Here is a 20,906-nt window from a genome sequence, read left to right as displayed (position 1 = left end):
AGCTTTTTGCAGATGCATATGCACTGCGCGGCAACAACGGTGCTGAGTGGATTGCGCATATCGATACGCGTAATTCTTTGTTGGAAAAGCCGCTGCGCCTGCCTATCGTTCGGTCCATTGATCAACGAACGAACAGGGAGTTCTCACATGAACGAATTGGGTCCCGTGGGGGTGCTGGATGGCCTGAGTCGCCGCCAGTTTCTCGCCAGCGCCGCAGTCGCTGGCACCGCTGCCACTGCGGCGTTTTCTCCGCTGCCGGTGTTGTCGCAACCGCGCAAGATCACGTTTGCGTGGAGCCAGGCGAGCTTCTGCCAGGTGCCCGTGCCGATTGCGCTGGAGCGCGGCTTCTTCGAACAGAACGGCCTGCAGGTCGAGGTGCTGAACTGGGGCGGCGCGGCCGACCAGTTGCTAGAGGCGCTCGCCACCGGCAAGGCCGAGGTCGGTGTGGGTCTGATCCACCGCTGGGTCAAACCGCTGGAAGCGGGGCTCGACGTGAAGCTGGTGGGCAGCGTGCATGGCGGCTGCTTGCGGCTGGTCGGCGTGAACTCGGCGGGCGTCACGCAGGATGTGAAGACGCTCAAGGGCAAGGTGATTGGCGTGGCCGATTTGAACGCTCCGGCCAAGCAGTTCTACAGCATTCATCTCGCGAAGAAGGGGCTCGATGTGGAGAAGGATGTCGAGTGGCGCGTCTACCCGGCCGATCTGCTCGACGTGGCGGTGAAGAAGGGTGAGGTGCACGCGATTGCCGATGGCGACCCGAACCTCTATCTCATTGAAAAGCGCAACCCCGGCGTGTTCACCGAGCTGGGCAACAGCGCCAAGGGCGAGTATGCCGAGAAGATCTGCTGCGTATTGGGCGCGGGCGGCAAGTTTGCGCGCGGGGACCGAAAGCATGTGGCTGGCGTGGTGCGCGCGCTCGCGCAAGCCTCGCAATACGTGGCCGAGAATCCCAACGAATCGGCGCGCATCTTTGCCAAGTACACGCCCAAGTTCGAGGTCGACGATCTGCAGAGGCTGCTGGCCGACCTGACCTACAAGCACCATCCCGCAGGCAGCAATCTGCGCGACGAGGTGCGCGACTTCGCAGCCGATTTCCGCTCGGCCGGAATTCTCAAGAAGAGTACCGATCCCGTGCGCTTCGCCAACCATGTTTCTCTGGATGTACTGTCATGAGCAGCCTGCCCATTTCCCTTACCGCACCCGGCGCCGCTACGCCAGTGCTCAAAGCGCCATCGCTCAGTCAAGTCAAGGCGAAGGACACACGCGCCGCTGCGCGAATTGCTGTCTGGAAACAGGGCGCATGGGCTGCGCTTGCGTGGTTCGGGCTCGCGGCGCTGACTGCGTTCTGGCCCAACAAGGAGATTGGCTTCAGTGACTGGGCCTACACGCAGGAATTCGCCATTGCGGCGGCTGTCGTGGCGGTGTTGTTGTTGGCGATCTCGCTGGCGGGTGAGCGGCTCGGTGGTTTCTTTCAGAAGCTCAGGCCCGCGGGTCCGTGGCTCGTCGCCGGGGCCGCATTGCTCGCGATCTGGCAGGTGCTGACGGCCAAGACTGGCACGCTTCCGCCTCCGTTCTTCGCGCCACCGCAAAGCCTGTTCGAGGTGTTCATCGATGATGCCAGTCGACTGGGCTTGTCGATTGCGCATTCGCTGCGTCTTCTGGTCAACGGAATCGCCATTGGTGCGGTGGTTGGCTTCGCGGTCGGCGTGTGGGTGGGCTGGTCGCGCATTGCGGGCTACTGGGTGCATCCGTTGCTGCGCTTTCTGGGTCCGGTGCCTGCATCGGCGCTGCTGCCACTGGCGTTCTTCTTTGCACCATCGAGCTACAGCGCAGCGGTATTTCTGATCGCGCTTGCCACGTTCTTCCCGGTCGCGGTGCTGACCTGGTCGGGCGTCGCCAACGTGAACAAGAGCTACTACGACGTGGCGCGCACGCTTGGGGCATCGAACTGGTTCCTCGTGCTGCGCGTCGCCATTCCGGCTGCGCTGCCGCAGGTTTTCGTCGGTCTGTTCATGGGGCTTGGCGCGGCGTTTTCGGTGTTGATCACGGCGGAGATGATGGGTGTGAAGGCGGGGCTGGGCTGGTATCTGCAATGGGCGCAGGGCTGGGCCGCCTACGCCAACATGTACGGCGCGCTGCTCGTGATGGCGGTGTTGTGCTCCGGGCTGATCACTTTGCTTTTCACCTTGCGTGACCGCGTTCTGGTGTGGCAGAAAGGAACCGTGAAATGGTGAATTCAGCACAAACAGTCAGTGATGCAGTCATCGAAGCACCGGTGGCGGTGCGTGGTGCGGAGATCGACATCGAGCATGTGAGCCACAGCTTTGCGCAGCAGCAGGGTGCGCTCGCGGTGCTCGACGATGTGAGCCTTGCGGTCAAGCCCGGCGAGTTCGTCGCGCTGCTGGGGCCGAGCGGCTGCGGCAAGTCCACGCTGCTGCGTCTGGTTGCGGGTTTGGAGGAGCCCACAGAGGGCCGCATCACGCAGGACGGTGCGGCGATCACCCAGCCCGATCCTTCGCGCATTGTGGTGTTTCAGGACCCAACGCTGTTCCCGTGGCGCACGGTGCGCGACAATGTGGCGCTGGGTCTGCAGGCGCGCAAGGTGATCAAGGAACAACATGCACGCATCGACGAAGCTCTCGAACTGGTGGGGCTGACGGAGTTCGCCAACAGCTATCCGCATCAGCTCTCTGGCGGGATGGCGCAGCGTGCGGCGCTGGCGCGTGCGCTGGTGAATGATCCGCAACTTCTGATCCTTGATGAGCCTTTGGGAAAGCTCGATTCGCTCACACGGCTTTCGATGCAAAGCGAACTGCTCAAGCTGTGGCAACGCGCGGGCTTCTCGGTGTTGCTGGTCACGCACGATGTGGAAGAGGCGCTGTTTCTCGCGAGCCGTGTGATCGTCTTCTCGCCGCGTCCTGCGCGTGCGGTGGTCGAACTGCATGTTGATCTGCCGTATCCGCGCCACCGCGCGCAGTCGCGTTTTGTCGAGCTGCGGCAGCAAGCGCTCTCGCATCTGGGGCTGCCGGATTCGCTTTGAACGAGCTGATCAATAACGCAGCGTGGCTCGAATGGCTGCTGGAAGGAATGCATCGCGCGCAGTGGTTTTTGCTGCGAGTGATGCATGCGTCGGGTCTTGTCGGCGATGTGGATGGACAGGCCGCGTGGCCGTGGCGTTGGAGATTAGCGGGCGAGAATCTGCTGATTGATCAAGCCGAGGCGCGGCGGTTTGCGATCAGCCTGCTGGTGACTATGGGTGTGGTGGTGGTGCTCGGCATCTCCATCTGGTGGCGCAAGGGGCGGCCCTGGCTTTGGGGTGCAAGCGCGTTGGCCGTGGTGCTGGCTCCTTGGCCCTCGGCGGCCGTGCTGTTCACGAATGCGCATCCCACGAGCTTTCACGTGACTGGCGTATCCTTTTCCGATCAAGCGATTGCAAGCGGCGCGCGGCTTTACGCGGCGCAGTGCGTGCAATGTCATGGCGTGAATGGCAAGGGACAGGGCGCGTTGGCAGCGACGCAGCAGGTGTGGCCGCCCAATTTTGCGAGCCCGTTGCTGTGGCGTCGCGCGGATGGCGATCTGTTCTGGGCGGTGCGCCACGGCGTCAAAGGCCGTGATGGTCGGCAGACCATGGCCGGGTTCGGCGAGGCATTGAATGTGCGTGAGACTTGGGAGCTGCTGCACTATCTGCGCGCGCTGGCGTCGGGCGAGCTGCTGCGCGCCACTGGCAATTGGCCGCAGCCCGTGCGACTGCCAGAAATGGCATTGCGCTGTCATGACGCGAGCAAGCAGCAGCTTGGAGACTTTCAAGCGCAGCGCGTTCTGCTGACGACCACCGATCCGCAAAGGCTGCTTCCCGATCCGCGCGCGGTGACCGTGTGGCTTCCTGCGCAATCTCGCAACTCTGCTGTGCCGGATTCTGTCGACTGCGTGGTGACTTCGGTTGCCGACGCGCTCGAAGCGATATCGCTGATCAATGGCCATGCCGCACTGTATGAAACGCAGTGGCTGACCGATCGCCAAGGCTGGCTACGCGCGCGCAATGCACGCGGAGCTGCTGCATGGAGCGACGACGATCTACTGTGCAAATCTCCGCTGGCGGATCAGCCGCAAGCAGCGAGCGGCCCTACGCCGGACGACCAGCTCACACGCATCATCCAGACCATGGATGCGGAGCCCGTGCGTTTTGTGAAGGGTGGTCGCGTGCATTGAAAGGCATGCAGGACTTGGGATCGCACATGCCAACAAAAGTCATGTGCTTAGCTGAAAAGTTTCGTTGTTCGAACAGTGGTGCGCTGTCGATACTGGGTTCATCTCAACACTCTTCAGCATGCGAAGGCAGTACACATCATGATGAACAAGCGCGAATTTCTCCGCACTTCCGGCGCAGCATGGATTGCATCGGCAACGGCCGGTGTGCTGGGCATCACCGCTGCGCAGGCTGCGACGCCCTCAGTGATCCGCGTGGGTGTGCGTGGCGGGGTGGATGAAGAAATCTGGGAAGTCGTCACGCAGGTTGCGAAGGAGCGCGGGCTGGCCGTGAAGTCCGTCGTGCTCAGCGGCTCGGTCAGCCCCAACGAGGGCGTGAACAACGGCGATCTCGAGGCCAACTCGTTCCAGCATGTACCGTTTCTGCGCGACCAGAATCAACAGCGCGGCTACAAGCTGGTGTCGGCGGGCGACACCTACATCTCGCCGATTGCGTTCTATTCGAAGAAGTACAAGAAACTGGCCGATCTGCCGGCCGGTGCGCGCGTGGGCATTCCCAACGACCCGAGCAACCAGACGCGCGCACTCGTCGTGCTGCGCGATCAGGGCGTGCTCGACCTGCGCGATGGGTTTGATCCGTTCACCGGCACCGCGACGCTGGCCGATGTGAAGAAGCTGCACCAGAAGGTCGAACTGGTGGAAGTGGCGTCGGTGGTGCTCGCACGCTCGCTCGATGATCTGGCGACTGCCGCCATCGTGAACAGCTTCGCGTATCAGGCGGGCCTGGTCGCGACGCGCGATGGCATCGCGGTGGAAAAGCGCGAACGCAATCCGTATGTGAATCTCATCGCCGTGCGTGCCGAAAACCAGAACGCGCCATGGACCAAGGCGCTTGTGGGTGCGTATCAGTCCGAGCCGGTACGCAAGTTCATCGAGACCAAGTACCAGGGCTCGGTGATTCCGGCGTTCTGAGGAGCTGGCGATGACCCGACTTCCCCCGCCCGTGCAGTTGGAGCCGCACATCGTCTTTGAAGGCGTCGGCAAATCCTTTGGCCGCGATACGGGAGATGTGGGCGCTGTGCACGCGCTGTCCGGAGTGAATTTCGATGTGCGCTGGGGCGAGGTCTTCGGCATCATCGGCCGCAGCGGCGCGGGCAAGTCCACACTGCTGCGGACCATCAATGCGCTCGAGCTGCCCACGCACGGCAGCGTGCGCATCCATGGCGTGAATCCGGCCGAGCTTGACGAGAACGGGCTCGTGACCCTGCGGCGCAAGATCGGAATGATCTTTCAGCACTTCAACCTGCTGTCAGCCAAGACGGTGCGCGAGAACATCGGCCTGCCGCTGCTCGTGGCGGGTGCGCGGCCTGCGCAGATTCATCAACGCGTTCTTCAACTGCTCGATCTGGTAGGGCTCGCGGACAAGGCGGATGCGTACCCGGCCCAGCTCTCGGGCGGGCAGAAGCAGCGCGTGGGCATCGCGCGTGCGCTGGTGCACTCGCCCGAGGTGCTGCTTTGCGACGAGGCCACGTCGGCGCTTGACCCCGAGACTACGCAATCGATTCTGGCGCTGCTGCGTGACATCAACCGACAACTCGGGTTGACCATCGTGCTCATCACCCACGACATGGCCGTGATCCGCGCGATCTGCGATCGGGTGCTGGTGCTCGATCAGGGCGGCGTGCAGGAGGTTGGTGATGTGTGGAAGGTGTTCGGCGCGCCTGCATCGAACGCGAGTCGCGCGTTGCTTTCGCCGCTCCGACAGGGTCTTCCGCTGGACCTTGCGCAGCGTCTGCAGACCGAGCCATCGGCCGCCGCATCGCGCGCTGTGCTGAGTCTGCGATTTGAAGGCGCGCACCAGCAGCAGGGTGTTTCTCTGCAGGCGCTGAGCGCATTGGGCTCCGATGTGGCGCTGCTGCATGGCGGGCTGGATCGGTTGCGTGGGCACTCGCTGGGGCAGATGCTGGTGTCCATTCCTGCAGCATCGCTGTCATCATCATCGGTCGAGCTGCTGCGTCTGGCGACGGGTGCCGATCATCTGGAGGTGCTGGGCTATGTCGGCTCCCATTGAAAAATATCTACAGGCCTTGGGCGAGACGCTGGTCATGGTGGGCGTCTCGTCGGTCATCTCCATCGGTGTCGGGCTGGCGCTGGCGGTGGTGCTGACGCTCACAGGTCCACGTGGGCTGTATGCGCGGCCGCGTCTCCACAAGGGCCTGTCGCTCACTGTGAACCTGTTTCGCGCCGTACCGTTCATCATCCTGCTCGTCGCGCTGCTGCCGTTCACCCGCCTGCTGATGGGCACCACGCTTGGGACCTGGGCGGCCATTGTGCCGCTGTCGATCAATCTGATTCCGTTCTTCGCCCGCATTGCGCAGGTCAGTCTCAATGATGTGGATGGCGGGCTGGTGGAGGCCGCACGCGCCATGGGCTGCAAGCGTTGGCACATCGTGCGCCATGTGCTGCTGCCCGAGGCCCTGCCGGGCATCATCGGCGGCATGACGGTCACCGTGATCGCGATGATCAATGCGTCGGCCATGGCGGGCGCGGTGGGGGCGGGCGGCCTCGGTGATCTGGCGATTCGCTACGGTTACGAGCGCTACGAGACGCGCGTGATGTTCGAGGTGATCGTCGTACTGGTGGCGCTGGTGTCGGCGCTGCAGCTGGGCGGGGAGTGGATCAGTCGGCAGGTGAATCACCGGCATGGATGATGGGCATGACGCAAAGAAAAACGGCGCGTAGGACACGCGCCGTTTCATAGTCATTGCGCTGACGCTTTGATCAGGCAGCAGCCTTGCGTGCGGTGACAAGGAAGCCGTTGATCGGGCCACCGGCTTCATCGCGCAGGACGATATCCTCGATCTGGACATTGACAAAACCGGCTTGCTTGCACAGCGCCAGAACGTGGCTGCGTTTGTGTGCATAGCGGCCGGTGGGCTGCAGCACCAGATCGGGACCTTCTTCCGGGGCGATTTCGCACGAGAAGTACAGATCGCCGGCGGGCATCAGGATGCGATGGGCGTTGGGCACGGTGGCAGTCAAGTCGCCGGTATAGATGAACACGTCGAGCGCGGTGATCACCTCATAGATGTCACCGGGAGTCTCACGCAGAGCGTCCAGCATGTTGACCGTATGGAAGCGGTCGTAGACCTCGTGGCGCGCCGCCTGCTCAATCATTTTTGTGGAGATGTCCACACCGATCAGGAAGCCGTCAAGACGGCCCAGACACACGCCCAGCAGGCCCGTGCCGCAGCCGAGATCCAGCACGCTCAGTGACTTGGTTGGGAAGCGTGCAATGATCTTTTCTGCGACGATTTTGGGCAGTTGATAGTGCAGACCGCGCACAACGGCCTGGTCATAGCCTTCGGCCATGCTGTCGAACAGCATGCGGTTGAGTTCCGGCGGCTGGTGGTCCGGAGTCACTCCGTGGGCGATTGCACTGAAGTACGCGTAGATCGTGTTGCCGGGCGAAAGCTCGAGCAGCGTGGTGGTGTCGCTGGTGGCCGCGGAGGGCTTGCCACCTTCGATCAGCGTGGTGACCCGACCCAGCAAGGCCATTTCGTCCTTTGGGTTGTCCTCGATGAGGCTGCTCCAGACTTCCAGCGCTTCGGCGCGTTGGCCGGTGACCTGCAGATCGTTGGCCAGAGCCCGGCGCAGTTGCACGTCTTTCGGCAGGTAAGTCAGGCCTCGACGGATTTCACGGATGGCCAGTTCCGTATTGCCGACTGCGTGGGCAAAGTCCACCAGGTGGGCAAGAATCAGAGCATTGTTAGGCTCACGTTTGGCGAGGCGCTCGGCGTGCATGACGGCCTTGTCGTACATGCCGCGACGCGAGTACAGCAGCGCGAGTTGAAGTTCGCCCGGTGTCCAATTCGGGTCGCAGGCCACGCTGCGGCGCAAAGCATCGAAAGCGGCAGGAATATTGCCCGATTTCTCGGCCATCAGACCTGCGAGCATGTACACGCGGGCGTCGTTGGGCCAGAGCCTCTGGCATTCGTTCAGCGTCTGCGCGGCTTCGCGCAGCTCGTTCTTTTCAATCTGCTGGGTTGCCGTTTCCAGCAGTTTGCGAATCGGATCGTAGGATGTGGCAGTAGCGCTCATAAAACTTCATACGGCCAGATCAGTCTGGCAAAAGGTCACTTCCGAGTGACGGGGCCGGATCACCGGCGCTGAACTCTCCATTATCGTGGATTCGTCGTTGCACTTGATCAACGACCATGTTGAAAGGCTGTTTGGTGTGGTTACCGCATGTGATGCCCCCGCAGGGCAAATCAATGCAAAACGCCCCACGGCGCGCAGCCTGTGGGGCGTGGATTGCAAGGGTGTCTGCAGATCAGCCGAACACGCCAGCCGTCTCTTTCATGCGGTCAGAGACCTGGCCGAGGTGATACAGCGTGTCGCCAAAAGTCATCTCCAGTTGCGTCAGCACCTTGAAGTAATGGCTCACGATGTACTCGTCCGTCACGCCAATGCCACCGTGCAACTGCACCGCCTGCTGGCCGACGAAGCGCATGGAGTTGCCAATTTGCACCTTGGCCTGCGAGAGCGCACGGCGACGGGCCGCCGGTTCGTCACCGAGCTTGAGGCTGGCGAAGTAGCTCATCGAACGGGCCAGCTCAAGTTGCATCTTCATGTCGGCCACGCGGTGCTGCAGCGCCTGGAAGCTCGCGATCACCACACCGAACTGCTTGCGCTGGTTCATGTATTCAGTGGTGATCGACAGGGTCTTTTCCATCGCGCCGACGGAATAAGCGCACAGCGCGGCGATGCCGGTGTCCACTCCCAATTCGAGGGCTGCGAGTCCATCCGTGGTGACCAGTTCAGCGGGGGCGTCCTTCAGCCGGACTTCCGCAGCGCGGCTGCTGTCCTGCGTGATGTAGCCGCTGCTGCTGGCGCCGCTGGCACTGCGCTCGACGAGGAAGAGGGCGATTTTGCCGTTGAGCTGTGCGGGCACCAGCCAGGCATCGGCCTGATCGCCTGCGGGAACGATGCTCTTGCTGGCTGTGACGGTGTAGCCGCTGCCCGATGGGTTGGCCTTGGCTTCGCAGATGTCGAGGCGGTAGCGGGACTTGAGTTCCTGCTGCGCGAGCACGACCAGCGCTTCGCCGCCCGCGATGCGGGGCAGCCAGCGCTCCTTGGTCGCCGCGTCGGCGAACTGGCTCAGCACGTTGGAGGCGATCAATGTCTGCGTGAGTGGCTCGAGCACGATGCCCCGGCCAAGCTCTTCCATTACGATCATCGCGTCGATGGCGCCGAGGCCCATGCCGCCGTTGGCTTCGGGCACGGTGAGTGCGGCAAGGCCCAGGTCGGCGAGTTCGCCGTAGGCCGCGCGATCAAAACCGCCCGCTGCCACGATCTGGTTGCGGCGCTCGAAGGAATAGCCCTTGTCGACCCAGCGTGCGACGGCGTCGCGCAGGGACTGCTGGTCTTCTGTGAAATCGAAATCCATGTTCTTTGTCTCCCTTTCAACCGAGCACTGTCTGGGCAACGATGTTGCGCTGGACCTCGTTCGATCCGCCATAGATCGTGGTCTTGCGCATGTTGAAGTAGTTGGCGGCCAGTGGTGCGTTGAGCACGTCGCCGCCGGGGAAGCTGCCGTTCCAACCTGCGTCCATGGCCTCCTGGATGAAGGGCAGACTGAAGGGGCCGGCGGCCAGCATCATCAATTCGGTGTAGCGTTGCTGGATCTCGCTGCCGCGAATCTTGAGCAGGCCCGCGACGTCGAGCGACTTCTTGCCCGCTTTTTCTGCGGACAGCACGCGCAGCACCATCATCTCGAGCGCGACGACGTCGACTTCGAGCAGCGCGATCTGGTCACGGAAACGCGAGTCGTCCCATACGCCGTTCTGCTTGGCCAGGCGCTTGACGCGTTCGAGTTCACGCTTGGCACGGTTCACGTCGGCGATGTTGGTGCGCTCGTGGGCGAGCAGGTATTTGGCGTAGGTCCAGCCCTTGTTCTCTTCGCCGATGAGCTGGTCAGCGGGCACTTCGACGTTGTCGAAGAACACCTCGTTGACCTCGCACTCCCCGTCGAGCAGCTTGATAGGGCGCACTGTCACGCCGGGGGACTTCATGTCGAGCAGCAGAAAGCTGATGCCCGCCTGCGGCTTGCCGTCGCTGCTGGTGCGCACGAGGTTGAACATCCAGTCGCCGTACTGGCCGAGCGTGGTCCAGGTCTTCTGGCCGTTGACGATGTATTTGTCGCCCACGAGTTCGGCGCGGGTCTTGAGGCTGGCGAGGTCGGAGCCCGAGCCCGGTTCACTGTAGCCTTGGCTCCACCAGACTTCACCACTGGCGATGCCGGGCAGAAAACGCCTGTGCTGCTCGGGCGAGCCGAAGGCCATGATCACCGGTGCAACCATCACCGGGCCAAAGGGCAGGATGCGCGGCGCACCCGCCATGGCACATTCTTCCTCAAACAGGTGCTTCTGGATCGCGTTCCAGCCGGGGCCGCCGAACTGCTCGGGCCAGCCATAACCGAGCCAGCCCTTCTTGCCCAGTATTTTGGACCAGCCCTGTAGATCGTCGCGCGTGAGGCGCTGGGCGCTGTGGACCTTGTCGGAAACTTCCTTGGGCAGATGGGTGCGCACCCATTCGCGAATCTCGTCGCGGAACGCCAATTCTTCGGGCGTGAAGGCCAAATCCATTGTGTGTCTCCTATGAAATCGGCAGGGAGAGGTTCCCCGGTTCAGTCGCTGTTGTAGCACGCGCGTGCTTTTCAAAACTGTCCTCGTCGGGACAGTGACGATTCAATTTCCCGCAGTGTTCGATTCGATTTCGATACCGAGCTGTTCGCAGATTTGGGCGAGCGCATGGCGCAGGCTCGCCACTTCGGCCTCAAGCGTGGTGATGCGCTCGGCCATGGCGTTGTCGCGGGTCGGTGCGGGTGCTGCGCTGCTGCTGGACGCAGCTGCCAGTGCTGCAATGTCCACCGGGCCGCACAGCAGATGCGTCCAGCGCTGCTCGCGTGCACCGGGTGCGCGCGGTAGCAGCACGACCAGCGGGCCGCCTTTTTCCTCACTGCGCGATTGCAGTTCGTCGAGGAAGGCCTCAACCGAGGAGATGTCGGCAAAGCGATGCCAGCGCTCGGAGTTGATGCGCAGCTCGCCGGCGGTCTGCGGTCCGCGCAGGATCAGGAGGCAGAGCAGGGCGGCCGACTGGTCTGGCACGCCGACGCCGCGCGGGAAGTTGTGCTCCCAGCGCGAGGTACGCGTTCCGCCGATTTCGGTGACCAGCGAGCGGCGGCGCAGGTTATCGAGCGCCTCCTGGATCTGGCCATCCGAGAGCTGCATCACGGGATCGCGGCTGGTCTTTTGGTTGCAGCCCGAGGCCAGCGAGTTGAGTGTGAGCGGGTAGCTGTCGGGCACGGTGCGCGACTTCTCGACCAGCGTGGCCAGCACGCGGGCTTCTTCGGCGGTCAGTGGGGCGGTGTGGGGATCGAAGGGCATGCGTTTCTTTCTTTCTGGTGCTGGGTTCAACGTTCCATCAAATAACCTGATTGCCCCGACGCCCCTTGGCTTCGGTGCGACAATCGCCGCCCATGAAAAACATCGTGATCCTCATCTCGGGCGGTGGCTCCAACATGGCTGCCATTGTGCGTGCATCCCAGCAGCAGGACTGGGCTGGTCGCTATGGTGCCCGCGTTGCTGCCGTCGTGAGCAACAAAGCCAGCGCAGGCGGTCTGGTATTCGCCAAGGACAACGGCATCGCCACCGAAGTGCTCGATCACAAACAGTTTCCCACGCGCGAGGCCTTCGACGCCGAGCTGGCCGCGATCATCGACCGCCACGACCCGGCGCTCGTGGTGCTGGCGGGTTTCATGCGCATTCTCACGCCCGGATTCGTACAGCACTTCGAGGGCCGCATGGTCAACATCCATCCCTCGCTGCTGCCGGCCTTCCCCGGCCTGCACACGCACCAGCGCGCGATTGACGAGGGCTGCAAGTTCGCGGGCTGCACGGTGCACCGCGTGACGGCTGAACTCGACGTCGGCCCGATCCTCGAGCAAGCCGTCGTTCCGGTGCTGCCCGACGACACGGCCGACACGCTGGCTGCCCGCGTGCTCACGCAGGAGCATGCGATCTATCCGCGTGCCATTGCCGAGCTGATGCGCGGCTGAGCGCGCAACCTTATTCCTGCTCGTCTTTCGGTACCTTCGCAAAGCGGGGCTGTGTCACACCGTCGATGACCACGGTCTCGCCGAACATGGCCGCAGGCCGCACCCACAGCCCGCGCTCGCCGTAGAGCGCTCGGTACAGCGTCATCGGCTCCAGCGTTTCGCTGTGGCGCACGGTGTCCAGCACTTCATAGAGATTGCCCTTGTAGTGGCGGTAGAGGCCAGGCGGAGTCACGATCAACATTGGGAGCTGTTCTGAAGACATGGTTACTATCGGAGGGAAGTAAGGGTTAATAAAGGGAGTTGTCAGGAGATGGATTACGCCGATTTTGTTCATCTGGCGCGCACCAGCGAGCAGGACTGCGCCCACGACAGCCGGGCCTACCGGAGCAGCGTGATCCGGTTTGCGGCGCTGGGCTACCTGTGGGTGATGGGCTGCGTGATCGTTGCGCTCGCATTGCTGGCCTTCAGTGTGCACCAGTTGATCAGCGTGCGATTCGGCTTTGTGTGGATCTTTCTGGTCTTCGCCGCTTGCGGTCTGCTCTGGGTAGGACTCAAGGCGCTGCGTGTGCCGACCGAGCCGCCCGTTGGCGTGCGCGTGACCGAGGAGGACGCGCCCGAACTCTTCAAGTCGCTCGCGCGCATCCAGAAGCGCATCAAGGGCCCGCCAATCCACGAGGTCTATCTCGACGACGAATTCAACGCCGGTGTGCGCCAGGTGCCGCGCTTCGGGGTGCTGGGCGGCTCTGTCAATCAGCTGATGATTGGGCTACCCATGCTCATGGCGCTCGACAAGCGTCGCATGCTGGTGGTGCTGGCGCATGAATACGGCCATTTGCGCGGCGACCACGGCAAGCTCGGCTCGTGGATCTACCGCACCCGCAAGAGCTGGATGCGCCTCTATGAGAGCATGGAAGACTCGGCGAGCCCGTTCGCCGTCGCGACGCAGGCCTTTCTGCGCTGGTATTCCCCGCGATTTGTCGCCCGCACCTTCGCGATGGCGCGGCAGAATGAGTACGAGGCCGACCGTCTCGCGGCCAAGCTGATCGGGCGGGAAGAAGCTGTGGCGGAGCTGGTGGAGAGCCGAGTCAAGGGGCTGTGGCTGCACACCCGGTTCTGGAACCAGCACTGGACACGGGCCGTGCGCGAACCGCTGCCCGTCGGCCCGTACAAGGCTCTGCAGCGTTTGCTGGTGCAGACGCCTGACCAGACCTTCGCGCAGGAGGCCTTGCGCAGCGGGCTGGCGAATCTCTCAAACGTGGACGACACGCACCCCGTGCTGCGCGAGCGTCTTGCCGCTCTAAGCAAGGGCAAGGAGCGCCCGCGCTTGCCCGAGCAGTGGTCCGAGCGCGGATCGCTCGAGTTGCTGGGCGCGAGCGCCGCGCGCTGGATCGACCAGTTCGACCGCGAATGGTGCAAGGACAACGCCGACGAGTGGAAGCGCCACCACGCGTGGCTGCAACGCGCCCGTGCCCGGGTGATGGAGTTGCAGGCGAATGCCGCCAACAACAGCGTGGCCGATCTGGTGGAGATGGCGCAGCTGATCAAGCGGCTCAATCCCGCGTCGAACATGTCGGTTGAGCTTTACCGTAAGGCGCTGGACCGCGACCCGGTTCACCCGCAGGCGCTGATCGGCAAGGCGCTGCACATGGCCGAGACGGATCCCGAGCGCTGCCTGCAATATCTGGAACGCTTGTGGACCCACCACCCTGCGCACCGACTCTGGGCCGCGCGCATGGCGGTACAGGAACTGGAAACCAAGCGCGAAGGGCGTGAATTCCCCGAGCAGGCGCTCAAGCAATGGCGCGAGCGCCGACGCGAGGCCGAAAACGCTGAGGCCGAGGTGATGCAGGAGCTCAGCCGCAGCGGGGTGCTTGAATCGGTTCAGGCCCATGATCTACGCAGCTTTGAATTGGCAGAACTGCAGGCCGAGCTCGCGCGCATCCTGCCCGTGCGCCAAGCCTGGCTCATGCGCAAAAAGATCAACTGTATGCCCGACCGCCGCGCCCACGTGCTGCTGGTTGCGCTCACTTGCACCGAAGACGCCGCCAAACAGCAGTTGTGCTCCGAGGTCGGCCAGCGCATCGACCTCGGCGGCATGGCCTGGGTCTTCCCGTGGGATCAGGTCGGCAGCAAGGAACAGCTGCTGCGCGTGGCGGGGTCACCGGTATTTGTGAGGGAGTAAGTTCCTATAGTCTGGCCATGGTGTTTCGTGCTGCCGACAGCTTGCGAAACTGGCGCGGCCCAGTTGAGTGCAGCCGAGCAAGGGCCGCCGCGCAGCGAGGGCTGCGTCCCCCGCCCGCATTGCGAAGCAATGCGTAGAGCGGGGGGAAGGCGCAAAGCGCCCAAGGGGGGTGCCCCAAAGATGGGACAATCGGGGGATGCACCCCAAAGCCCTTCTGGATGCCTGCTCTGAGTTGATCAGGCAGGTTCTTACCTTCGAGCACCCGGCAGACGCCGTGGTCTCCCGTTTTTTCCGCGACCATCGCAATCTCGGTCCGCGCGAGCGCGCCACGCTGGCCGAAACGACTTACGCCGTTCTGCGCAAGAAGCTGCTGTTCGAGCAACTGGCCCGCTCCGGCAGCGGCCCGCGCGAGCGGCGCTTGGCCATTCTGGGCTTCTACGGCCCGCGCGATTTCGTGAAAGCGGCGCTGTCCGAGCATGAAATCAAGTGGCTGGATGCCTGCGACAGCGTCAACCTCGACGAGCTGATGGCGCACCACCGCCACAACCTGCCGGACTGGCTGGTCGAGCCGCTCAAGGCCCAACTGGACGAGGCTGGTTTCTGGGCGCTGGCCGACAGCATGGCGCAGCCCGCACCGCTGGACCTGCGCGTGAATGCGCTCAAGGACAAGCGCGATGTGGTGCAGAAGGAGTTGGCCAAGGTTGGCATCAAGTCGGTGGCGACACCGTATTCGCCGCTTGGCCTGCGCATCGACGGCAAGCCGCCGCTCACCAAGCTCGACGCGTTTACCCGCGGCGCCATCGAGGTGCAGGACGAAGGCTCGCAATTGCTGGCCCTGCTGCTTGACGCCAAACGCGGCGAGATGGTGGTGGATTTCTGCGCAGGCGCCGGCGGCAAGACGCTGGCGATTGGCGCTTCCATGCGCAGCACCGGCCGCCTCTATGCATTCGACGTGTCTGCTCATCGCCTCGATGCGCTCAAGCCGCGTCTGGCGCGCTCGGGGCTGTCCAACGTGCATCCCGCCGCGATTGCGCATGAGCGCGATGAACGCATCAAGCGCCTTGCAGGCAAGATTGACCGCGTGCTGGTCGATGCACCTTGCTCGGGTTTGGGCACGTTGCGCCGCAATCCCGATCTGAAGTGGCGTCAGTCGCCGGAATCGTTGGCCGAGCTGGCACAGAAGCAGACCTCCATCCTTGCGAGCGCCGCGCGCCTCGTGAAGCCGGGCGGCCGCCTGATCTATGCAACCTGCAGCATCTTGCCGCAGGAAAACGAAGCCATTGCCGAGGCTTTCGCGGCAGCGCACGAGAGCTTCGAGGCGCTGGATGCGGGCGAGCTGCTCACGCAACTCAAGGTGGAATCTGCCAATGGTCTGTGCAGTGGCGGCGACACCGGTACGCGCTATCTGCGCATGTGGCCGCACCAGCACAAGACCGACGGTTTTTTCGCCGCAGTCTGGACGCGCAAGTAAACGCCCACCGACTGGCACCCGCAGGCGCTGCAACGCCATCCATAGGACGTTGCAGCCGTTACAAGCATTCCTCGGAACCTTGTGCGGGTATGCGCATCCATGCCTTGTGACAGGTTCCTAATATGGTTCTGCCGCGCCGGGGTTCGGCGAAATTTTGTGATGCGAAGGTTGGTTGTCTATGCTGTTGCCTGATTGGGCCCCACTGCACGCCGTCATCGAATGGTTAGCCCATGGCGTGTGGGATCTGGCCTGGTGGCAGATCGTGCTGTACACGCTGCTCACCACGCACATCACGATTGCGGCGGTGACGATTTTTCTGCACCGCTCGCAGGCGCATCGCTCGCTCGATCTGGGTGCGATTCCGTCGCACTTCTTCCGCTTCTGGCTGTGGGTCGGCACTGGCATGCAGACCAAGGAGTGGGTTTCGATCCACCGCAAGCACCACGCCAAGTGTGAAACTGAGGACGATCCGCATAGTCCGCAGACACGAGGCCTGAATACCGTGATGTGGCGCGGCGCGGAGCTGTATCGCTCTGAGGCGAAGAACGAGGAAACGCTTAAAAAATTCGGCCACGGCACGCCCGACGACTGGGTCGAGCGCAATGTCTATTCGCGCTTCGGCTGGCAGGGCGTGGGCCTGATGCTGATCCTCAACGTGATCCTGTTCGGTGGTTTGGGCCTCACGGTCTGGGCCGTGCAGATGCTGTGGATTCCATTCTGGGCCGCTGGCGTGGTCAACGGCGTGGGGCACTACTGGGGCTACCGCAACTTCGAGGCGGTGGACGCGTCGACCAATCTCGTGCCCTGGGGCATCGTGATTGGTGGTGAGGAGCTGCACAACAACCACCACACCTACCCCACCTCGGCCAAATTCTCGGTGAAAAAGTACGAGTTCGACATCGGCTGGTTCTACATCAGCGCGATGCAGAAGGTCGGTTGGGCCAAGGTCAAGAAGCTGCCGCCGAAGATGTTGCTCGGCGAGGTCAAGCCCGTGGCCGACGAGAAGACACTCGAGGCGGTGATCGCCAACCGCTACGAGGTCATGGCACGCTATGCGCGCGGCGTACGCAAGGCCTGCCGCGAAGAGCTCGATGCGATCAAGGCGAAAAAAGCCGATGAGTCTGCCATGCGTGCCGCCAAGCGTTGGCTGCACCGCGACAGCGACAAGGTGCCCGCGCGCTGGCAGGAAAAGCTCGCCGTGGCGCGTGCCGAGCATCCCGTGCTCGACAAACTGGTCACTATGCGTGAGGAGCTGCGTCAACTGTGGCTCAACACCTCGCAATCGCGCGAGCAGCTCACCGCCGATCTTCAGGCCTGGTGCCTGCGGGCGGAGGCCAGTGGCATCAAGACGCTGCAGGACTTTTCCAAGCGCTTGCGTGCGGCGCACGGTTGAGTCTTTCAGCCAAGCATTCATCCGCATACAAAAAACCTGCGAACCGCAAGGCTCGCAGGTTTTTTATTGCTTGACGCGCTGTGTTTGTCTCAGGCGGCCTGCGGGGCCAGCAACTGAGCGACTTGTGCATGCTGCGCGAGCGTGTGCGCGCATGCGTTGGCGGCTTCTTCGCCCTTCTTCAGGAAGTGGTTGAAGAAGTATTCGTGATGATCGTCGTGATCATGGAAGTTCAGCGGCGTGAGCGCCACTGAGAATACCGGCACGCCGGTATCGAGCTGCACGCGCATGAGGCCGTCGATCACGGCGGTGGTCACGAACTCGTGGCGGTAGATGCCGCCATTAACGATGAGCGCGCAGGCGATCACCGCATCGAACTGGCCTGATTCGGCGAGCTTCTTGGCCATCAGCGGGATTTCGAAGGCACCGGGCAATTCCACGTTCTGGACATTGGCGACATTCGCACCGAGTTCGATAAGACGGCGGGTCGCAGAGTCGCGGGCCTGGTGCACGATGTCATCGTGCCAGTTGGCGCTGATGATGGCGATGCGGGTGGATGACGGCACGCGTGGTGTGGCGTCGTTGGACAGATGTTGAATATCAGTCTGATTCATTTGCTTTGTTTCTTGAAAAGTTAAAGCGTTGAAATGAATCAGGGCGCGCGAAACGCAATGCCACGCGCGGCACCACGAGGGAGCTGCGGCAGAGCATCTTGCTTCACGTTTCTCTTTCATCCGGACTATGACCGTCGGCTCTGGCATCTCACCAGATCTGCTGACCCGCATCCCATTTGCATGAAGCGCGGCGCTTGCGGGCTGCTGATGTCGTTCCATGAAAAACGCACCAGATACCGCCGGTGGGGAATCACACCCCGCCCTGAGAACGTGTACTCCATGAGGAGTCACGAGCGATTCTAGGAGCAAGCCAATGACATCGTTAGCAAACAGGTGACAGCAAGCAAATGTTCCACAAAACGGAATTCAATACCCCTGGTGTAGCGGGCCACCGCAGCGAAGGCCGCGCCATGATCAACCCCCACAACGCCAAGAAACGCCTTCAGGCTAGGCGTCGAAGTCGCAGACAGTAGCCTGTACGGCAAGACTTCGCAACAACGCATGAAGGCGTTTATTGGCGCCTCCAAACGGATAACCAATCGACGCCGAAGGCGGCGTATCCAAACAATCAACAAACAAAACAAAAAACCGCCAGAGCTTTCGCTGTGGCGGTTTTCAAATCGAACGGAAGTAGATGAATTACTTCAGCTTGATTTCCTTGTACTCGACATGCTTGCGAGCCTTGGGGTCGAACTTCGAGATCAACATCTTTTCAGGCATTGTCTTCTTGTTCTTGGTAGTGGTGTAGAAGTGGCCGGTACCCGCAGTGGATTCCAGCTTGATTTTTTCGCGTCCGCCTTTAGAAGCCATTTTTGTTCTCCTTGAGGAAATTAAGCCTGGCCACGAGCGCGCATGTCTGCGAGCACGGAGTCAATACCGTTCTTGTCGATCAGGCGCAGAGCAGCGCTGGAAACGCGCAGGCGCACCCAGCGGTTCTCGGTTTCAACCCAGAAGCGGCGGTATTGCAGGTTAGGGAGGAAACGACGCTTGGTCTTGTTGTTGGCGTGGGAAACGTTGTTTCCCACCATGGGCTTCTTGCCCGTTACTTCACATACGCGTGCCATGAGGACAACACCTATAAGTTTTTACGGTCGTCTGCACCTGAGAACTGCCTGAATTGGCAGGATGTGCTGACAACCTCACCTCGCCAGTTGATGGGTGGCGGTAGCCCGTATTGCCGTCCTCGGGGCGCTGTGACAGCGATCCAGTATTCAGCAAAGCCAAGGATTATAGCTTGGAACTGGGGAGTTTGATTTTCCTTGGCTTTTTCAAGATTCTGTTGGTGTGTTGGGTTCAGAGGCCGGGACTGCCCCCGGCGGGGCAATCACTTTTTGCTTGCGCGCAAAAAGTGATCAAAAACGCGCTTGGAAGGCATCCAGCGGAACTCGCTGCGTTCCTTCGTTACTCCGCTCAAACAACCGCCGGAAATCAGTTTTGAAGAGGTGTGTTCGGCACTTCGCTTCGCTCGTGCCGGGGCATCTCGCGTCGCGAGATGCTTGGGGTCACTCTTCCTGTTCGAGGAATCGCTGTGCGTCCAGCGCGGCCATGCAGCCGGTGCCGGCGCTGGTGATGGCCTGGCGGTAGACGTGGTCTTGCACGTCGCCTGCGGCGAACACGCCGGGGACGCTGGTCTGGGTGGCGAAGCCCTTCAGGCCGCCCTGGGTGATCAGGTAGCCGGTTTCGTCCATGTCCACATGGCCCTTGAAGATTTCCGTGTTGGGCGAGTGGCCGATGGCGATGAAGCAGCCTTGCAGCGTCACGTCTTCAGTTTGGCCGGTCTGGGTGCTCTTGATGCGGATGCCAGTCACGCCTGTCTTGTCGCCGAGCACTTCATCGAGGGTGAAGTGGGTTTTGAGCTCGATCTTGCCTTCCTTGACCTTGTCCATCAGCTTGTCGACGAGGATGGGTTCGGCCTTGAACTTGTCGCGGCGGTGGACCAAGGTCACTTTGCTGGCAATGTTGCTCAGATACAACGCTTCTTCGACGGCGGTGTTGCCGCCGCCGATCACGCAGACGGGTTGTTCTCGGTAGAAGAAGCCGTCGCAGGTGGCGCAGGCCGAGACGCCCTTGCCCATGAAGGCTTCTTCGGAGGGCAGGCCGAGGTACTTGGCCGAGGCGCCTGTGGCAATGATCAGCGAGTCGCAGGTGTAGGTGCCGCTGTCACCGGTGAGGGTGAAGGGGCGTTGGCTGAAGTCGACCTTGTTGATGTGGTCGAACACGATGCTGGTCTGGAAGCGCTCTGCGTGCTCCAGAAAACGCTGCATCAGCTCCGGGCCCTGCACGCCCATGACGTCGGCGGGCCAGTTGTCCACTTCGGTGGTGGTCATGAGCTGGCCGCCCTGGGCCATGCCGGTCACCAGCAGGGGTTTGAGGTTGGCGCGCGCGGCGTAGATGGCGGCCGTGTAGCCGGCGGGGCCGGAGCCGAGGATCAGGACTTTTGCGTGTGTTGTTATCGACATGGATGCCACTCAGGTTGCATGACGCCATCGCACGGTTTCTTCCGGAACGATGTCGGCACGGTGAAAAGTGAAGCGGGGTGATGTTTTTCACCCCGTCGGACGGCATGGAGGGCTGTGTTGAGTGCTCTCAGCGAGGTCCATGGATCCCCTGTGAGCGGACGACAGCTTCCGTAGTTCCCATTGTAGGGACGCGGCATAGACAGAGTGAGCCAAGGTTTTTGATCTTCCAGATAGACAAGATCAATTTTGAGGGCGCTTTTAATACGTTTCATGCCCGCACGGTCGGCAGCCTTTGGCACATCCAGTCACATTTAAGAAGGGCTCGCAACTGCTTGATATGGCTGGTAAATTGCGACAATGTGGAGTTGCTGGACTATCGGTTGATTCCGGTGGATCAACTGGATGAAAAAACAGTACCATTGCGCATCGCTTGGCAACAATGAAATCAGGCGTTTTCTGCTGTCG

20 protein-coding genes and 1 riboswitch are annotated in these 20,906 nt (G+C 62.1%); of the genes, 11 read left to right on the top strand and 9 right to left on the bottom strand.

Annotated features, from left to right (window positions below; translation table 11 throughout):
- The first annotated feature begins 147 nt into the window (after positions 1–147).
- The 7 genes from G7047_RS17740 to G7047_RS17710 all read left to right on the top strand — a co-directional run bounded on the left by G7047_RS17740 (position 148) and on the right by G7047_RS17710 (position 6,917).
- Positions 148–1,173, top strand: coding sequence for an ABC transporter substrate-binding protein (locus G7047_RS17740; RefSeq protein WP_166308297.1), 1,026 nt, complete (start codon positions 148–150; stop codon positions 1,171–1,173).
- Complete coding sequence (locus tag G7047_RS17735; RefSeq protein WP_166308295.1) at positions 1,170–2,234, top strand: ABC transporter permease; 1,065 nt, start codon at positions 1,170–1,172, stop codon at positions 2,232–2,234. Before G7047_RS17740 ends, G7047_RS17735 begins: the two co-directional genes overlap by 4 nt.
- On the top strand, positions 2,228–3,040 hold the full coding sequence (locus G7047_RS17730; RefSeq protein WP_166308293.1) for an ABC transporter ATP-binding protein: 813 nt from the start codon (positions 2,228–2,230) through the stop codon (positions 3,038–3,040). The genes G7047_RS17735 and G7047_RS17730 overlap by 7 nt, the downstream gene beginning before the upstream one ends.
- Entirely contained in the window at positions 3,037–4,209 is a 1,173-nt protein-coding gene (locus G7047_RS17725; RefSeq protein ID WP_240939165.1) for a cytochrome c, read from the top strand. Before G7047_RS17730 ends, G7047_RS17725 begins: the two co-directional genes overlap by 4 nt.
- 141 nt (positions 4,210–4,350) lie before the next feature.
- On the top strand, positions 4,351–5,178 hold the full coding sequence (locus tag G7047_RS17720; protein WP_166312125.1) for a MetQ/NlpA family ABC transporter substrate-binding protein: 828 nt from the start codon (positions 4,351–4,353) through the stop codon (positions 5,176–5,178).
- A 10-nt stretch (positions 5,179–5,188) separates the two neighbouring features.
- On the top strand, positions 5,189–6,277 hold the full coding sequence (locus tag G7047_RS17715) for a methionine ABC transporter ATP-binding protein (RefSeq protein WP_166308291.1): 1,089 nt from the start codon (positions 5,189–5,191) through the stop codon (positions 6,275–6,277).
- Positions 6,261–6,917, top strand: coding sequence for a methionine ABC transporter permease (locus G7047_RS17710; protein ID WP_166308289.1), 657 nt, complete (start codon positions 6,261–6,263; stop codon positions 6,915–6,917). The genes G7047_RS17715 and G7047_RS17710 overlap by 17 nt, the downstream gene beginning before the upstream one ends.
- A gap of 70 nt (positions 6,918–6,987) precedes the next feature.
- Here G7047_RS17710 and G7047_RS17705 read toward each other — a convergent pair whose 3' ends face one another.
- The 4 genes from G7047_RS17705 to G7047_RS17690 all read right to left on the bottom strand — a co-directional run bounded on the left by G7047_RS17705 (position 6,988) and on the right by G7047_RS17690 (position 11,654).
- Positions 6,988–8,307 carry a tetratricopeptide repeat protein gene (locus tag G7047_RS17705; protein ID WP_166308286.1) on the bottom strand — a complete coding sequence of 440 codons (1,320 nt, stop codon included), beginning with the start codon at positions 8,305–8,307 and terminating at the stop codon, positions 6,988–6,990.
- A 232-nt stretch (positions 8,308–8,539) separates the two neighbouring features.
- Complete coding sequence (locus G7047_RS17700; protein WP_166308283.1) at positions 8,540–9,655, bottom strand: acyl-CoA dehydrogenase family protein; 1,116 nt, start codon at positions 9,653–9,655, stop codon at positions 8,540–8,542.
- 16 nt (positions 9,656–9,671) lie between these two features.
- On the bottom strand, positions 9,672–10,853 hold the full coding sequence (locus G7047_RS17695; RefSeq protein WP_166308280.1) for an acyl-CoA dehydrogenase family protein: 1,182 nt from the start codon (positions 10,851–10,853) through the stop codon (positions 9,672–9,674).
- 102 nt (positions 10,854–10,955) lie between these two features.
- A complete protein-coding gene (locus tag G7047_RS17690) occupies positions 10,956–11,654 on the bottom strand; it encodes a YceH family protein (protein ID WP_166308277.1) in 699 nt (232 codons plus the stop codon).
- A gap of 92 nt (positions 11,655–11,746) precedes the next feature.
- Between G7047_RS17690 and purN the strand changes: the two genes are divergently transcribed.
- Positions 11,747–12,325, top strand: a complete 579-nt coding sequence (gene purN, locus G7047_RS17685) for a phosphoribosylglycinamide formyltransferase (RefSeq protein WP_166308275.1) — start codon at positions 11,747–11,749, stop codon at positions 12,323–12,325.
- 10 nt (positions 12,326–12,335) lie between these two features.
- Here purN and G7047_RS17680 read toward each other — a convergent pair whose 3' ends face one another.
- Positions 12,336–12,587 (bottom strand): DUF1653 domain-containing protein, encoded by a 252-nt coding sequence (locus G7047_RS17680; protein WP_166308272.1) that lies wholly within the window; start codon positions 12,585–12,587, stop codon positions 12,336–12,338.
- A 48-nt stretch (positions 12,588–12,635) separates the two neighbouring features.
- On the opposite strand from G7047_RS17680, the gene G7047_RS17675 reads away from it, so the two are divergent.
- The 3 genes from G7047_RS17675 to G7047_RS17665 all read left to right on the top strand — a co-directional run bounded on the left by G7047_RS17675 (position 12,636) and on the right by G7047_RS17665 (position 17,371).
- Positions 12,636–14,507: a M48 family metallopeptidase gene (locus G7047_RS17675; protein WP_166308269.1), complete on the top strand. Its 1,872-nt coding sequence runs from the start codon at positions 12,636–12,638 to the stop codon at positions 14,505–14,507.
- 196 nt (positions 14,508–14,703) lie between these two features.
- A complete protein-coding gene (locus tag G7047_RS17670; protein ID WP_166308266.1) occupies positions 14,704–15,978 on the top strand; it encodes an RsmB/NOP family class I SAM-dependent RNA methyltransferase in 1,275 nt (424 codons plus the stop codon).
- Between the two features lie 178 nt (positions 15,979–16,156).
- Positions 16,157–17,371: a fatty acid desaturase gene (locus G7047_RS17665; RefSeq protein WP_166308263.1), complete on the top strand. Its 1,215-nt coding sequence runs from the start codon at positions 16,157–16,159 to the stop codon at positions 17,369–17,371.
- Positions 17,372–17,460: 89 nt separating this feature from the next.
- Here G7047_RS17665 and G7047_RS17660 read toward each other — a convergent pair whose 3' ends face one another.
- The 4 genes from G7047_RS17660 to trxB all read right to left on the bottom strand — a co-directional run bounded on the left by G7047_RS17660 (position 17,461) and on the right by trxB (position 20,441).
- Positions 17,461–17,982, bottom strand: a complete 522-nt coding sequence (locus tag G7047_RS17660) for a 6,7-dimethyl-8-ribityllumazine synthase (protein ID WP_166308260.1) — start codon at positions 17,980–17,982, stop codon at positions 17,461–17,463.
- Positions 17,983–18,085: 103 nt separating this feature from the next.
- Positions 18,086–18,256, bottom strand: a riboswitch (FMN riboswitch).
- A 365-nt stretch (positions 18,257–18,621) separates the two neighbouring features.
- Positions 18,622–18,792: a 50S ribosomal protein L33 gene (rpmG, locus tag G7047_RS17655; protein WP_166067304.1), complete on the bottom strand. Its 171-nt coding sequence runs from the start codon at positions 18,790–18,792 to the stop codon at positions 18,622–18,624.
- A gap of 20 nt (positions 18,793–18,812) precedes the next feature.
- Positions 18,813–19,046 carry a 50S ribosomal protein L28 gene (rpmB, locus tag G7047_RS17650; RefSeq protein ID WP_066539714.1) on the bottom strand — a complete coding sequence of 78 codons (234 nt, stop codon included), beginning with the start codon at positions 19,044–19,046 and terminating at the stop codon, positions 18,813–18,815.
- A gap of 438 nt (positions 19,047–19,484) precedes the next feature.
- Positions 19,485–20,441, bottom strand: a complete 957-nt coding sequence (gene trxB / locus G7047_RS17645; RefSeq protein WP_166308255.1) for a thioredoxin-disulfide reductase — start codon at positions 20,439–20,441, stop codon at positions 19,485–19,487.
- Positions 20,442–20,906 lie beyond the last annotated feature (465 nt).

This window comes from Diaphorobacter sp. HDW4A, assembly GCF_011305995.1.
Lineage (GTDB): Bacteria > Pseudomonadota > Gammaproteobacteria > Burkholderiales > Burkholderiaceae_C > Diaphorobacter_A.
This window is presented reverse-complemented; position numbering and strand designations above follow the sequence as displayed.